General features: G+C 39.7%; 17 protein-coding genes. 14 read left to right on the plus strand and 3 right to left on the minus strand.

Annotated elements, in window-relative coordinates; translation table 11 throughout:
* The first annotated feature begins 48 nt into the window (after positions 1-48).
* The 5 genes from L985_RS07325 to L985_RS07345 are packed head-to-tail and all read left to right on the plus strand — an operon-like array spanning position 49 to position 2836.
* On the plus strand, positions 49-666 hold the full coding sequence (locus L985_RS07325) for a hypothetical protein (RefSeq protein ID WP_047395710.1): 618 nt from the start codon (positions 49-51) through the stop codon (positions 664-666).
* 54 nt (positions 667-720) lie between these two features.
* Positions 721-1308, plus strand: a complete 588-nt coding sequence (locus tag L985_RS07330) for a hypothetical protein (protein WP_148662017.1) — start codon at positions 721-723, stop codon at positions 1306-1308.
* Between the two features lie 57 nt (positions 1309-1365).
* Positions 1366-1983, plus strand: coding sequence for a hypothetical protein (locus L985_RS07335; RefSeq protein ID WP_047395704.1), 618 nt, complete (start codon positions 1366-1368; stop codon positions 1981-1983).
* 32 nt (positions 1984-2015) lie between these two features.
* Positions 2016-2411, plus strand: coding sequence for a hypothetical protein (locus L985_RS07340; protein ID WP_047395701.1), 396 nt, complete (start codon positions 2016-2018; stop codon positions 2409-2411).
* A gap of 44 nt (positions 2412-2455) precedes the next feature.
* Entirely contained in the window at positions 2456-2836 is a 381-nt protein-coding gene (locus L985_RS07345; protein ID WP_047395697.1) for a DUF5412 family protein, read from the plus strand.
* A gap of 90 nt (positions 2837-2926) precedes the next feature.
* Here the strand turns inward: L985_RS07345 and L985_RS07350 are convergent, their stop codons facing one another.
* On the minus strand, positions 2927-3349 hold the full coding sequence (locus L985_RS07350) for a hypothetical protein (RefSeq protein WP_047395694.1): 423 nt from the start codon (positions 3347-3349) through the stop codon (positions 2927-2929).
* An 87-nt stretch (positions 3350-3436) separates the two neighbouring features.
* Between L985_RS07350 and L985_RS07355 the strand changes: the two genes are divergently transcribed.
* The 5 genes from L985_RS07355 (at position 3437) to L985_RS07375 (ending at position 6655) form a co-directional block, all read left to right on the plus strand.
* On the plus strand, positions 3437-3931 hold the full coding sequence (locus tag L985_RS07355) for a hypothetical protein (protein ID WP_235609880.1): 495 nt from the start codon (positions 3437-3439) through the stop codon (positions 3929-3931).
* A 275-nt stretch (positions 3932-4206) separates the two neighbouring features.
* Positions 4207-4908 carry a hypothetical protein gene (locus tag L985_RS07360; RefSeq protein WP_047395692.1) on the plus strand — a complete coding sequence of 234 codons (702 nt, stop codon included), beginning with the start codon at positions 4207-4209 and terminating at the stop codon, positions 4906-4908.
* Between the two features lie 23 nt (positions 4909-4931).
* Positions 4932-5621, plus strand: coding sequence for a hypothetical protein (locus tag L985_RS07365; RefSeq protein ID WP_047395690.1), 690 nt, complete (start codon positions 4932-4934; stop codon positions 5619-5621).
* Positions 5622-5688: 67 nt separating this feature from the next.
* Positions 5689-6258 carry a suppressor of fused domain protein gene (locus tag L985_RS07370; RefSeq protein ID WP_047395687.1) on the plus strand — a complete coding sequence of 190 codons (570 nt, stop codon included), beginning with the start codon at positions 5689-5691 and terminating at the stop codon, positions 6256-6258.
* Positions 6259-6349: 91 nt separating this feature from the next.
* A complete protein-coding gene (locus L985_RS07375; protein ID WP_052169499.1) occupies positions 6350-6655 on the plus strand; it encodes a hypothetical protein in 306 nt (101 codons plus the stop codon).
* A gap of 913 nt (positions 6656-7568) precedes the next feature.
* On the opposite strand, the gene L985_RS07380 is transcribed toward L985_RS07375, so the two are convergent.
* Both L985_RS07380 and L985_RS07385 read right to left on the minus strand, forming a co-directional pair.
* Positions 7569-8168 carry a DUF624 domain-containing protein gene (locus L985_RS07380; RefSeq protein ID WP_047395684.1) on the minus strand — a complete coding sequence of 200 codons (600 nt, stop codon included), beginning with the start codon at positions 8166-8168 and terminating at the stop codon, positions 7569-7571.
* A 30-nt stretch (positions 8169-8198) separates the two neighbouring features.
* Positions 8199-9323 carry a GntR family transcriptional regulator gene (locus L985_RS07385; RefSeq protein WP_047395681.1) on the minus strand — a complete coding sequence of 375 codons (1125 nt, stop codon included), beginning with the start codon at positions 9321-9323 and terminating at the stop codon, positions 8199-8201.
* A gap of 372 nt (positions 9324-9695) precedes the next feature.
* On the opposite strand from L985_RS07385, the gene L985_RS07390 reads away from it, so the two are divergent.
* The 4 genes from L985_RS07390 to L985_RS07405 all read left to right on the plus strand — a co-directional run bounded on the left by L985_RS07390 (position 9696) and on the right by L985_RS07405 (position 14390).
* Positions 9696-11039, plus strand: coding sequence for an ABC transporter substrate-binding protein (locus L985_RS07390; RefSeq protein WP_148662056.1), 1344 nt, complete (start codon positions 9696-9698; stop codon positions 11037-11039).
* Between the two features lie 67 nt (positions 11040-11106).
* A complete protein-coding gene (locus L985_RS07395) occupies positions 11107-12003 on the plus strand; it encodes a carbohydrate ABC transporter permease (RefSeq protein ID WP_035408306.1) in 897 nt (298 codons plus the stop codon).
* A 72-nt stretch (positions 12004-12075) separates the two neighbouring features.
* Positions 12076-12918: a carbohydrate ABC transporter permease gene (locus tag L985_RS07400; RefSeq protein ID WP_082478680.1), complete on the plus strand. Its 843-nt coding sequence runs from the start codon at positions 12076-12078 to the stop codon at positions 12916-12918.
* Between the two features lie 74 nt (positions 12919-12992).
* Positions 12993-14390, plus strand: coding sequence for an arabinan endo-1,5-alpha-L-arabinosidase (locus L985_RS07405; protein WP_047395672.1), 1398 nt, complete (start codon positions 12993-12995; stop codon positions 14388-14390).
* Positions 14391-14521 lie beyond the last annotated feature (131 nt).

Here is a 14521-nt window from a genome sequence, read left to right on the forward strand (position 1 = left end):
AGAATCCTGAAGAAGACCGTGACAATCCAGCGAAAGTGAGGGGATTAGGTGCACATTTACATCGAAGAACAACAAAATCATGCGAAGACGATTAAAGAATATCATCTGACAGTGAAAGGACAAGACCAAATCACATCCATTTTTTCTTTCGAGTATTATGACGATGATTCAAAAGAAGATGAAGTCATCTCTTACGAAATAGTGTTAACCCAGTTATTCTCGCGGTTAAATCGTTTTCCAATCTATCTCACTTTTGGATTCCATAAACTGACGGATTTAGAAAAAGAAGATTTGCTGTCTACGGTTAAGCACAAACAATTACCGTATACAGAGATCCTAATCACTAAGCGTGAAAGATATATGACCGTCGAAGTGAATCAACCGACTGACTTATTGCAAATACTAGCGAAGACCATTTCATTGGCTAGGAACAACGGTTACTATTTGATTGCTTTCACCGATGTATTGAAGTTTGAAACGAGGAGAGTAAGACGGTGGCTGATCAAAAAAGAGAGAGTAGTGCCAGTAATCGATATGACAAAACCGACGACATTTTTCAAAACCGGCTTTGATTTCGAGAATGTGCTGATCTTTTCAAATGAAACAGATTTCGATGCATTAGAAAAAATAGAAGCACTGTTTCCAGAAGATGAAATCGAGCGGTAATTGAGAGGTTATGAGGGGAGAGGGAACGTGTTGGATGTCTATTTTGAGAGGCATATGGATCACGCACAAGTGTTTAAGGACAGATACTTGTACATTGATCGACCAGAACGTATCGACTTCATCTATTCGATGGGTTGTCTACCAGATATGGAAACTAAAAGCGACTATCAAGGCGATTCAAATCGAGTCTTGAAACAATTTTTGACGCGTCTCAATCGGTTCCCGATTTTCATCACGTTCGGTGGAGGATTTACGGACGAGGAGGTCGAGCCGTACTTTCAAAAGCACAATCTATCGTATACAAAGGTTCGACCAAACAAGAACCTATACTATCACGTTCAAGTGAATGACGCGACCGAACTGGAGTTGTTGCTAGATGAGACCTATTGGTATGGGGCTGTGAACGAAGACTTTTTTATATCGTTTACGAATCTCCTGACGTTTGAGCGGAGAATGGTCAAAGGATGGTTTTTCAAAAAAGAACGTACCGTGCCCGTCATTCATGTGACGAAAGAGATGTCGTTCATCACGATGGAACATGATTTCATGGGCTATTATCTGTTTTCGAATGAACCCTGTTTTAATACCGAGGACAAGGTGAAAGCCATCTTTCCTGACGACGGTACCATTGAATTCTATTGATGAAACAAGCAGTTGGATGATGTAGATGGATCAAGCAGAATACGTGGAGGGATTTCCATGTTATACATCGATCTCGAAGAACATACGAATCATGCAAAAGTGATCAAAGACCGTTATCTCGATATTGATCATCCAGGTGCTATTAAGTCGATTTATTCGATGGGATGTATTCCGAATGATGAGAAACGCGACTATCAACGTGACTCGAACGATGTACTGAAGTATTTTTTGACGCGTCTGAATCGATTTCCGCTATTCGTCACGTTCGGCGGTGGTTTTACCAATGAAGAAGTGGAACCGTTTTTTCAGAAGGAAAATCTGTTCTACACAAAGATTCAACCAGATAAGAGCAGTCCTTTTTATAGCGTTCAAGTGAACGATGCGAGCGAACTTGAGCGTCTGCTGGACGAAACGTATTGGTATGCGGCAGTAAACGATTTTTATTTCCTATCCTTTACGAATCTCCTGACGTTTGAACGAAAAATGGTCAAAGGGTGGTTCTTTAAAAGAGAACTGATTGTTCCCGTCATTCGTGCGACGAAAGAGATGTCATTCATCACGATGGAGCATGATTTCATGGGCTATTATCTGTTTTCAAATGAAGCCTGTTTTGATAGTAAAGAGAAGGTAAAATCGTTTCTTCCTAAAGGAGATGGCATTGACTACTATGATTGATAATCACACGGATGATGTAAAGGAGGACGATCATGTTTGGGATCAGTATGAGTCTAAAAGAATTGCCAGAAAACGAAAAAGAGATTCTCCAATTTCCGAGTCATGTCCAACGCTTTTTGAAAGAAGACTTCGCAAGTGAGTCCAATCGTTGCGATCTCTTAATTAATCTCGATCCTTACACCGATAAGTTGTTTTTAGCGAGAGAAGTGAACGAGTTAATTGGAATTTGCGAGCTGCTTATTCAACGCTATTGCACACCGAAGGAAGCATGGATGATGAATCAGGCGAATCATTATGCGAATGAGCCGTGGATGATGCATCAGTCAGACAATCGAATGATGGAACTACATCAATTTTTAGAAGTGTTGAAGCGGATGTGCATCGCGTCCGTCTATCAAAATACGTTGATTTGCTTTTGGGGAGACTGATTGATTGAATGTTGAAGAATATATAAAAATTGGAGTTTTGAAAAGTGAGAAAAAAGCTGAAGATAACGGGAATCATAGCAGGTGTAAGTCTTTCGATATATGTCGTGTGGACAATCTATCGACTATTTTTCTTGGTTGATATCAATGTTGTACCAAAAGAAGAGTATATCTCCAAAAGTATCTCGCCCGATCAGGCGTACACGGTTCGCTTTTACCGCGCGAATGGTGGCGCGACGGTGGATTATGCGATGCTTGGCATTATGGAGAACAAGGACGGAGAAAAGCGCAGAATGTACTGGGAGTATCCTTGTCGCGAAATAAAAGAAGTGAAGTGGACGAAGGATACGGTGACGATCAATGGCACTAAGATCAAGATATGGAGTCAAGTGTATGACTTCAGAGAGGGCATATACGAAGCAAATTAAGAGGAACATGAGGATGTTGGTATGCATTCAGCAAATCTTGGCGTGCGATCATGACGTAGTTGTCAGAAACCAAGCATGCAAGGATGATGATTACCGACTGCTTGGTTTCTTCAACAAATAACGAGGCGGTGGACCGAAAGATTGCTCCGCTTCGAAATACGCCAATTCGCCTGGAATACAGGAAATGATTGAGGCGAATCCAAAGCCGATGGCGTGTTCGAGTGCCTCACGGAGAGGTAACGTTTTCCCACTGATCAGCTCGTTTTCTGATAGACAATAGCACGTATCCGGTGCACCATGCTGCTTCAATAAATCATACGTATCCTCAGGCCATGAATTAGGTGGTTTGATTTCAATCAAATAATCATTCTTCAGCATGCTTAAATACCGGTGGTCTAACCGCTGAAGCGCCATATCTCGTTTTTTGGGCGTGAACAGTTCATGCAGAACGCGCTCTTGAACGCGCTTGACGAAAAACGATTGGACGAGCACTCTTTCTTGTTCTTTATCCATGTTTTCATTTCCTTTCTATTCAATCTAGCGAATGAAATTCATCACATACACTCATTGAATTCATTTTACATAACAAGGAGCCGAATCATGCACTACCTATCTGCGGGATATTATCTCATCCTACCAACCCTTCGAAAAGAGTACATGGACAAGGCGATTGTTCCTGAATCCGTTCTGTCCGTAAGTGAATGCATCTGTACACACTATCCTGACATCAGTATCTTATGGGGAAACTCGGAATTAAAGAAAGACCGTTATATGGATCAACTCGGTCTCTCACTTACCATCTTTCAGTTACTCGAACAATGGATAGAAGAACATCGGAAGACAGGAGATATGTTGTTTCCTCAAGTGTTCTCTAACTTAAATGCTGCGCAAACGTTCGTAGATCGTTTTTTGAATCATCTTCCTGACATACGCATCATCAGCCTCGGTTTACCTGAACAGTATAAAGTGGATTTTCTGGAAGATATAGCGGCTTTTAGTAGTAAAAATCCTGAGCCTTATGGAGTAGAAAAATGGTATCACAACATCTCAGTCCTGACACGGACGGTGCCAAAAAAATCGGGTACGAAGTGTTAGGATTTGATTCGGGATCATTTCATTCGTATTTGTGTAACGGACTGGAACGCGATTTCAGTCACCATTTTAACTTCTCATTAAATAGCCATGGTTTGATTCGGACGATAGAAGAAGCGGATCGTTACTCAGATTATTGTAATGAATTAGGCGAGGCGACAGAAGCAGTCTTATGGTTTCCGTGGGTGATTTTTGAATATGAACGCAGTAATTAGAAGTAAAGATGCTGCTAATCAAGTAACAATCTTTAGCGTAATGGATCAGGAGGATAAAAAACAATGGAATCGACCGAACAATTAGAACAGCATGTAAATCAATTAAGAAATACACTTTATGAATTCGAAAAGAAGATGGAACGTAAATTTTCGATTGAGGAATGGCGGTACCTTCTGGAGAACGGATTAAATAGTCTTTTGAGCACACGTGAAGACGCACAGCAAATGATTTCAAAGCTCTCCATTCGAACGAAAAAAAGGGCTACTCGTTGGAGACTATCATCTGGAGTTGTCTATGCCATTCCGTTACCTCGACTTGGAGGATACGGATATGCAGAGATGAAAATTTCGCAAGATGAGAATCATGAGACTGGAAAGATAGAGCCTATGGGTTATATCCAATACTATAATCTTAGAACAGAAAGAATTCTTTCACTCCAGGAGTTAGACCAAAAGAATCCTGAGGCTTGTATCATCATAGATACGGGGTATTACGGGATTACAGAAGGAGAATGGATCGTACTTGGAAAACGGCATCGAGAAAAAGAAACGTTTGAGACACCATTACTATTTGGTAGTGTACCTAGTTTAAATTCTGATGAGGAAAACTACTATGTTACTCGAGGTATCAATGGAGAAAGAATGTTTGTGGAAGAAGAAAAGGCACGAGCGGTGATAAATCCTTCTGCAACCTGCGGTGATTTATCTGCTGTATATAAATATGAAGAACGATTAAAAATAATGAATGATTTTAAGAATTCATAATAAGTTAACGGGGATACAAAACATTGAAAAATAAAGAGCAATTAGAACTGTATGTAAATCAATTGAGAAGTACAATTCAAGAATTCGAAAAGAGAGTGGATCACGAATTTTTGATTGAGGAATGGCGATACTTGCTGGAGCATGCATTGGATAGCCTTTTGAGTACACGAGAAGATGAACAAGAAGTGATTTCAAGCGTCTCGATTCGTATGAAAAAGAAACCTTCGCGATGGAATTTATCATCAGGAGTTGTCTATGCGATTCCTTTACCTCGACTTGGAGGGTATGGATATGCAGAAATGAGAATCTCTAAAGATGAGAACCATGAGACTGGAAAACTAGAGTCTATGGATTACATCCAATACTATAATCTTAGAACAGAAAGAATTCTTTCACTCCATGAGTTAGATAAAAAAAATCCTGAACCTTGTATAGTCATTAGAACGGGTTACTATGGTATAAAAAATGGGGAATGGATTGTACTTGGAAGACACCATCGAGAAGAAGGAACATTTTCAACTCCGTTGTTATTTGACACTTTAGAATCGAATGATGAAGAGTATTTCATCACAAAAGGCTTATGGGGAGAGAAAATTTTTGTGGATGAAAAAGAGGCTAAAGCAGTCGTAAATCCATATGGTTCAAGTGGGGATATAGCTGCTGTTTACAAATACGAAGAACGATTAAAAGAAATCAATGACAATTTGAAATGACTATTTATGTTGGAATCACAGATTGATTTAGAAGTATTAAAATGATACCCAAACGGAGGTTGATTTAATGAATTATCTTGATCATTTAGAAAAGCATTGTGGAGAATTCACGGAAGCATTCCCAATTGAGGAACTTGAACAAAAGAACGTCCAAATCTTGAAATTCAAAGATGCACCGTTCAAGGAGACCTATACGATTGCATCCCTTGGATTACTTTTTCATCCACTTCGAATGGAAGACGGTTCACTGATGCATCAAGAAATAATGATGTTAGCGGAACAACCAGACGTTCAGGATGAGATCATTTTTCTACTCTGGCAATTGGCTGAATACGCTATGAGAACAGGACACGCATTTGATGCAGCAGAATACTATCCACTCCCTGAAGGAATATTTGAAAAGTATCAGTTCTCCTCTGTTTATGTCACAAGTCCTGTGTACTTTGATGAATCCTTCTGCCTATTTGAAACAGATTCTAATGTTGGGAACGAGCCTGACACCGTATTGCCAGTCTGGTTCGTACCGATTTTTGAATCCGAGGAGAAATATATTGAAAAGTATGGAGCAGATCGATTCGAAGATCTTTTGTTTGAGACAGAGGAGTTAGTAGATTTTAACCGTAAACCACTCGTATAAATGGTTACTGATAGTTATTTGAAAGACAAAACATCAATCATACATGATCTGATTGAAGATCTTAGAGGTTTAGAGAATAAAGGAGAATCAAATGAAGACGCCTCGTATACATGACATCATATCGAAATTAGAATCGGTTTTAGAAAATCAACTACCAAGGGAAGAAGCTTCAGAATGGGCTTACAAATGGATGATGATATCAGAAAATGAAGAGGGTTTGGAGACTACAGATTACGATATTTTAGTTTTCCAAGGCTTAACTAAGGTGTATGGCATGGACATGCTCAATAGTCCTACCGAATATCTTCATTGTGAGGAAGATATACGCGACTGGGTAAAGGAACTCCAAAATATCGAAAACCGTTATCATCAGAAGTGTAGAAAAAACTTCAACTAAAATTTTGATTATATCGCGCAATTACAGTAAACGATCTAGTTTCTTTGCAAAAGAAAGCTAATTTATCGGTTGTCACGTAAGGGGGAAGAAACTGAAGATTTTTGTGTTGACTCTTCTGATTTTTCATTAATGAATTATGTGCTTGAAATCGTCAAAACGTATGGCAGGGATGTATTCTCGCCTCTATCGCCCATGCTATCTTTGTCGCGAATAACCCTGATTTTGCTTATGAGCATTCGTGTGATGGTGATCATTACAGTAAGAATGATGGTCAAGGCTGTAGAGGAACAGTAACATTTGGACGAACAATTTTTTTAGCGGGCTTTCGAAACGAAGAATTTTTTAAAGAGACTACAGAAGCGAACAATTTACTAATCGTAGCTCCAGAAAAGCAGAAAGACTTGCTGCAGATGATACTTTTCAATATCTATTAGATGATGTTGAAGGAGTCATTCTCCCAGTCGTTACTACTGTCTTATGGGAATATATTTATGTACTAAGCCATGAAAAAAATACTTTTATTTCTTCTATATCAAATGTGGATGAAATTGTTCTAGGTTGCTATCTATACAAACTTAAGATTAGTAATAAAAATGAGTTGTACGAGTATATAAGCTTGATTTATCTAGACTCATTTAATGGATACAGTATGGTTATTTCAACAAATAAAGATATATGAATTTCTTAGTTCTACTACAGAAACATACTTTCTAACATTAGGTCACGATGGAGATGGTTTTGACTTTATAGCAAATTATAAAAATCACCCATACAAGTATGTAAAAATAGTTGATGAGTAATTAAAGAGAGCTCTCGATGATCGAGAGCTCTCTTTATCTTGATGTTTTAAAATTAAAATTCATACTAAGAAAACAGATATGTTGTAATTGTGAGAGCTCTGATCCAACAACGATTAAGATTCAAGCATCACGCGATCCAATTGATGCAAATACAGTTTGGTAGTAAGAAAAATAACAAATGAAAAGCCGAACAGCAAATAAAGTGGTGATTGATATGTTAAGACACTCAATGTTGCTAGTAGAAGAAATGAAAACAATAAAATGTATCCATAGCGTACTAGACTAAAAAGGGCTAGCTTAAGGGCATCCTTTTTTTTTAGCTCATAATGCGAGAGAATCGGAAATAAGAAAACGGAAATAGCCAAGAAGAACAGACTGACGATTGAAAGACTCGTAAATAAGAAGGTCTGTCCTGTCTCTAAGTGACGAATGATTAAAAAATCAAAAAGTAAAAACAGTAAGATGAAGGTCCACAAAATGCCGAATTTAAAATGGGATTGCATCGCTTCTTTAAAAAAACGAATGTAGGCTCGAAAAACACTGTAATCTTGATGAACTGACCACTGTCTTGTGACGGCAGTTAGTGCATAAAGAGCTGGGAAAATCGTGATGACTGGTAAAAGGGTGATAAAAAAAATGAAGTTCAACTGTACGAGTCCAGTAGTGAATTCAAGTAGCTGGAATAGTTTGTTTTGTTCATGTCTTAAGTTCATAAGTACCTCCCCCGAAGTTCTGCTCAAAAATTAACTAGATTTAGATTCGAGACGATTAAATGGTGCTGTTGAGTTACGAATAATTAATTCCGGTTCATAAATGTGAGATGGAGGGGCTTCTTTTTTTTCCACCGCTGCAATAATCCGTTCTGCTGCAGCGCGTCCAAGTTCTTGTTTCGGGTGAATGATCGAAGTCAATTTCACTTCCGTTGCCACTGCAAGTACGGAATCATCATAACCCACGAGAGAGACATCTCGAGGAACAGATAGATGTAGCTTCCGTAACTGATCCAAGACACTTAATGCCAATTGATCATTGTAACAAACCACAGCACTTGGTCGATGCTTTCCATTTTCAAAGAGACGTCCAATCGAATCATAAAAACTTGGAATTAACTCTTCCGTTGTATAGGTAATGATTAATTCTGGCTCTAAAGGAATGTTGTATTCACGAAACGCACGAAGGAATCCACGCATTCGATAAACACCCTGTAAATCATCCGTCTTAAACAAGCCTATGATCCGTTCATGACCAAGGTTGATTAGATGTTCCGCTGCTAAAAATCCACCTCTTTCGTCATCCATCATAAGATGAGGAGGCATTAGTTGAGAGTAATATTGGTTGATCATCAAATAGGGAATGTTTTGCTGCTCAAGTTCTAGATAGTATTTGATGTTCGGATTATAGTTACTACTTTTCGTAGGTTCAACAATTAATCCATCAATTTGACGATCTAACATCATTTCGAGGCATTGACGTTCTTTGTCTACATCATTGTTTGTGCACGAAAGTGTCAGCGTATACCCTTTTGAAGCTAAATGCGATTCAATTCCTCGAATGATAGATGGAAAGATGTAATCAGACATATACGTTGTAATGACACCGATATTTTTTCCATTATTAGCACGTTCAGTTATCTCAGCTTCTAGTGTAGGAAGTACTTGGGAGCAGTAAGTTCCTGATCCTTGTTCGCGGTACAGGTATCCTTCATTTACAAGTTCTCCAACTGCTTGACGAATCGTGTGGCGACTAACTTTAAAGGATTGTACAAGCTCACTTTCAGGAGGAATTTTTTCGCCCGGACGTACTGTGCCATCTTTAATCCAATCGAGAATATGATCTTTAACGATACTATATTTTGTCCGTTGTGCCATGAGGCGTCCCTGCTTTCTTTCTTGTAACAGCAAACTTATCCGTACAAGATGTGATAGTACTTACATATTAGCAAATATTTGTCCGGTTTGCTATGGATTTAAGAGAAAATCAATAGATATACTAATTAAATGTACGTACAAAAAAGAAATAAATGACAAAAAATCGAATTGACATGTCCGAATGTGTGTAATAGACTCAAATTGTGCAGAAAACGCTTTCATTGTTCATTTAAATCGTTTTAATTGTCTTTCTTATAGCGTTGTGTGGGCATCGCTATAAAAAACATTGTTTTTACTTAAATAAATATGTACGTACATCTTAATTCCGCTTTGACACTGAAAACTAAATCAATGGAGGAATTCACAATGAACATTAAATCAAAGAAAATGTTTGCGCTAACCATGACTGCCTTGATGACTACATCGATAGCATTAGCTGGTTGTTCGGGAGATGGCAAAAGTGCTGACGGGAAAGTCGAACTCACATTCATGTTTCGCGGGAATCCTGAAGAATTAAAAGCGTACAAAGCAACAGTAAAACGATTTGAAGAAGCCAATAAAGACGTTAAAGTGACAATGGTACAAACAGCTCCAGATCAATATGATACGAAATTAAAATCTGCAATTGCAGGACGGAAAGTGCCAGATGTCTTCTTTTACAATCCGGCTCAAGTCAAAGCTTACGTGAACTCAGGTGTACTACTAGATATTACAAAGAACGTCGAAGGATCGAAAGACATCCAGTTAGAAGACATCTGGAAAAAAGGGGTCGATAAGTACCGCTATGATGGAAAGGTACTTGGCAAAGGGGCTATATATGGTCTACCCAAAGATTTAGGACCATTTGCGCTTGGCTATAATAAAACGATGTTCGAGAAAGCGGAGGTACCGCTTCCGGATAAGGACAAACCGTACACATGGGACGAATTCATTCAAGTAGCTAAAAAGTTAACGAAAGATACGAATGGCGATGGAAAAATGGATCAGTACGGTACAGGATTTAATGTGAACTGGGCATTGCAACCGTTCGTTTGGAGCAACGGAGCAGATTGGATCAACGAAGAGGGAACGAAAGTAACGATTGACGATCCAAAATTCATCGAAGCTCTCCAATTTTTCGTAGACCAGCAACTAAAGCATAAAATCACTCCATCAATCGGAGAATCACAAACACTCGATACCTATCAACGCTGGATGAAAGGACAACTTGCGTTTTTCCCTGTTGGTCCTTGGGATATGGCAGCTTTTAAAGATCAATTGAAGTTTGAGTATGACCTTCTTCCGTGGCCAGCGGGATCAACAGGTAAACCAGCAGGGTGGGTCGGCTCACTCGGGATTGGTGTAGGATCAACGACGCAACATCAAAAAGAAGCAACAGAACTAGCCATGTACTTATCTGCTAACCAAGAAGGACAACAAGCTTTAGTGGATGCGCAAGTTCAGTTACCAAACAGCATGGAAATCGCAAAAACTTGGGTGGAGGACACATCAATCAAGCCTGCCAACAAACAGGAATTCCTTGATTTGATTAATGATTATGGACGTGGTCTCCCGGCAGAAAAAACGTATACTGCTGAATGGTATGACGAGTTCTTCAAAAACATCCAGCCTGTACTCGATGGAAAAACATCAGTTGAAGACTATGTAAAAAAAGAGCAACCGAAAATGCAAAAGTTGCTAGATGATGCCATCGCACAAGAGAAACAGGCGAACTAACTAGAGATGATGATTTAGGTGGCGTAAGTCGCCACCTAAATCTCTAGCGTAGAAAGGATGGAAGACAATGAAGACAAAACCGATTCCCAAGTTATATCGTACGGAGCAACGGTATGCCTATCTATTCGTTGCGGCTCCGGTGATTGGGTTCTTTCTATTTGCGTTAATTCCGTTAATGTATTCCTTCTATGGTGCATTCACGAACTGGAACGGACTCGGACAAATGAAGTTCATCGGACTAGAAAATTTTATTAATGTGTTTCAAGATGAGTATTTTTATAAAGCCATGTACAACACGCTGTTCATGATGATCGGGATTCCAATTGGCATCGTATTAGCACTTCTCCTTGCCCTCGCGTTGAATCGAGGGATTTTTGGTACTAATACGTTCCGCGTCATCTATTACATTCCCGTTATCTCTTCCATCGCGGCTGTCTCGATTTTGTGGCAGTGGGCATATAACGGTGATTATGGTTTGGTGAATCAGTTCTTGGACTTGATTGGTATTGATGGTCCGAACTGGCTTCAAAATGCCAATACCGTTAAGCCGGCATTGATCGTTATGGCGATTTGGAAAGGTCTTGGCTATACGATGCTCTTGTATTTGGCAGCCTTGCAGAGTGTACCGCGTTCGTATTATGAAGCAGCAAAATTAGATGGTGCGAATGCCTGGCACTGCTTTTGGTATATTACGCTCCCAATGGTTAAACCGGTCACCTTCTTCATCATCGTGACAAATATTATTGGTGGGGCGCAAATCTTTACGGAAATCAACGTCATGACGCCGACAGGGGGACCGGAGTATTCCTCTGCTTCTGCCGTCTTCTACATTTGGCAAAAGTCCTTCGGAAACTTCCAGTTGGGCTATGCTTCAGCGATGGCACTCGTTCTCGGTCTTTTCATTTTCATCGTTACCTTGTTCCAATTCCGTATGAACGAAAAATCATCATTTGACTTGGATTGAGACATTCATACCTTAGAAAGGAGAATGACCATGCAGTTAGCCCTTACCCGTAAAAAAGAAAAAGTAGAGACGATGTCCGTAAAGAAAAAAGATCGAATTACTGATATATTCGTCTTCATCTTTCTGACGATGGGTGCAATCGTCATGATCGCACCATTATTGTGGATGGTATCGACCTCTCTGAAGTCAAAAGATGAAGTGTTTTCCCTTCCACCGGTTTGGATTCCCACAGACATATCGTTCAATAAGTATATGGAGATTTGGAATATGGGTCCGCTGTTGTCTGGTATATCGAACAGTCTGATCGTCGCGTTATCTGTCACGATCGTTGGAACGTTCACCTCGAGTCTTGCGGCATTCGCGTTCGCTAAGTTGAATTTCAGAGGAAAAAATAAAATCTTTCTTCTTTTGTTCGCATCTGTCATGATTCCGTATCCTGTCCTGATGATTCCGCAGTTTATGATGTTCTCGGAAATCGGGTGGGTCGATACCCTTCTTCCGTTGATCGTACCTGGTTTGTTCGGGAATATCTTCATGATTTTCTTCTTACGCCAATTCTTGAACAGTATTCCGAATTCTATCATCGAAGCGGCTAAAATTGACGGTTGTTCCTATTTTCAAATCTTTTATAAAATCGTCTTTCCATTGATCAAGCCCGCTGTAGCTGCACAATTGATTTTATGGTTCATGGCGATTTGGAACGATTATCTCGGTCCGATTCTTTATCTCAATTCTCCCGAAAAACAAACCCTGCAATTGGTCATCGCCAACTTTAATGCATCCTATGCTATTCAAAGTGATTATCCGTTAATCATGGCCGCGTCTGTTGTCGCCTTATTACCAATGCTGATCGTCTTCATGATCTTTCAAAAACAAATCATCGAATCGATTGCCATTTCTGGCGTTAAAGGTTGAGCTGTAACGAAAAGATGAAACACCCGTCTTAAGTAAAGGCGGGTGTTTGTGATTAAAGGAGGAAAAAAAACAATATGAAAAAAATGATGATGGGGATCATTGTCTTATTCATTGCAGGGTGCTCTTTTTTTTGGTGGTCTACGAATGCGTCTCTCGAAGATTTGGAATTACCGAAAGCGCCATTCGATAAGGAAGTAGCAGACGTACAACCTGATATTTTGAATCAGGAAAAGAAATGGACTACAAACTTTGCGCATGACGGAGCGATCATAAAAGAAGGTGATACCTATTATGTGTTTTCGACAGATTATATGGTAGGAGGTCCACCGACACCGGGCATCCAGATTCGAAAATCAAAAGATCTCATTAACTGGCAATTTACAGGACGTGTATTTGACGAAGTCTCTCAAGAAGCATTCAAATGGACAGGAGGAAATACGTTTTGGGCCCCTTCTATTACGAAGATCAAGGATACATTCTACCTTTACTATTCTGTCTCAAAAGTCGGGAGTCGTACCTCGTATATTGGAATGGCGAGCGCTTCAAATATTGAGGGTCCATGGCACGATCAGGGAGTCGTCATCGCCTCAAAAGAAGGAGATGGAAAATCAGTCAATGCGATTGATCCTCATGTGCTCCAAGATAAAACGGGGAAATGGTGGATGACGTATGGTTCCTATTTTGGCGGTATCTTCTTGACGGAAATCAATCCGAATACAGGAAAGCTGATGAAAAAGTCATCAGAAGGGGAGTTGCTGGCTAAGCGAAAAGATATGACGATGGGAATTGAAGGCCCAGAAATTCTTTTCAACGCAAAGACAGGTTACTACTACTTGATGGTTTCATACGGTTGGCTAGAAGATTCGTATAATGTAAGGATTGGGCGCTCGAAATCAATCAATGGACCTTACGTTGATTCACGTGGTCGTGATCTACGTGATACTTCAAATGAATCTTTTGATACTGGTGTAAAAATTGTAGGCTCCTACCGTTTTGAAGAAGACGACGGTTATGTAGGGACCGGTCACTCTGCATTTTTACAGGATGGAAAAGATACCTTTATTATTCATCAAGCTCGACCAAGTGAAGATATCTACTGGTCGCAATTGCAGGTGAGGAAAGTGTATTGGACAAAAGATGGATGGCCAGTGGTTTCGCCCGAACGATACGCAGGTGAAAAGAAAATCAATGTTCAAAAAGAGCAGATCGTTGGAGAATGGGAGATCATTGCTTTCCCGCGCTTTGATGACGGTCAGCAACAATCAAGAAAGCTAAAGTTGCAAATGGATGGCAGTCTTTTGGGTAAGAAGGGTTCATGGCAACTAAAGGGAAGCATCCTTGAATTACGCATAGGACAGGAGACATACGAGTTACAGGTTGGTGCAGCATGGGATTGGGAAAATTGGAAATCAACGATCATCATGACAGGTCTTAGTAAGGATGGAACAGCAGTTTGGGCAAAAAGACGTTGAACCCATCATTTGTACGGACAAATGAATGTATTAAAGAAGGTTGATCATCTGATAGATAGAAAAAAACGTCAAAAAATGCGTATTTTTCTGAAAAATGATTGCATATTCCTAAATAATTGATACAATCATAG

Source organism: Exiguobacterium sp. ZWU0009 (assembly GCF_000798935.2).
Classification (GTDB): domain Bacteria; phylum Bacillota; class Bacilli; order Exiguobacteriales; family Exiguobacteriaceae; genus Exiguobacterium_A; species Exiguobacterium_A acetylicum.

Coding starts and splice junctions, on each gene's coding strand:
- L985_RS07360 (WP_047395692.1), top strand. CDS start 4,207: ATGGAATCGACCGAACAATTAGAACAGCATGTAAATCAATTAAGAAAT.
- L985_RS07400 (WP_082478680.1), top strand. CDS start 12,076: ATGTCCGTAAAGAAAAAAGATCGAATTACTGATATATTCGTCTTCATC.
- L985_RS07385 (WP_047395681.1), bottom strand. CDS start 9,323: ATGGCACAACGGACAAAATATAGTATCGTTAAAGATCATATTCTCGAT.
- L985_RS07355 (WP_235609880.1), top strand. CDS start 3,437: ATGCACTACCTATCTGCGGGATATTATCTCATCCTACCAACCCTTCGA.
- L985_RS07380 (WP_047395684.1), bottom strand. CDS start 8,168: ATGAACTTAAGACATGAACAAAACAAACTATTCCAGCTACTTGAATTC.
- L985_RS07370 (WP_047395687.1), top strand. CDS start 5,689: ATGAATTATCTTGATCATTTAGAAAAGCATTGTGGAGAATTCACGGAA.
- L985_RS07330 (WP_148662017.1), top strand. CDS start 721: ATGGATCACGCACAAGTGTTTAAGGACAGATACTTGTACATTGATCGA.
- L985_RS07350 (WP_047395694.1), bottom strand. CDS start 3,349: ATGGATAAAGAACAAGAAAGAGTGCTCGTCCAATCGTTTTTCGTCAAG.
- L985_RS07395 (WP_035408306.1), top strand. CDS start 11,107: ATGAAGACAAAACCGATTCCCAAGTTATATCGTACGGAGCAACGGTAT.
- L985_RS07335 (WP_047395704.1), top strand. CDS start 1,366: ATGTTATACATCGATCTCGAAGAACATACGAATCATGCAAAAGTGATC.
- L985_RS07405 (WP_047395672.1), top strand. CDS start 12,993: ATGAAAAAAATGATGATGGGGATCATTGTCTTATTCATTGCAGGGTGC.
- L985_RS07340 (WP_047395701.1), top strand. CDS start 2,016: ATGTTTGGGATCAGTATGAGTCTAAAAGAATTGCCAGAAAACGAAAAA.
- L985_RS07375 (WP_052169499.1), top strand. CDS start 6,350: ATGAAGACGCCTCGTATACATGACATCATATCGAAATTAGAATCGGTT.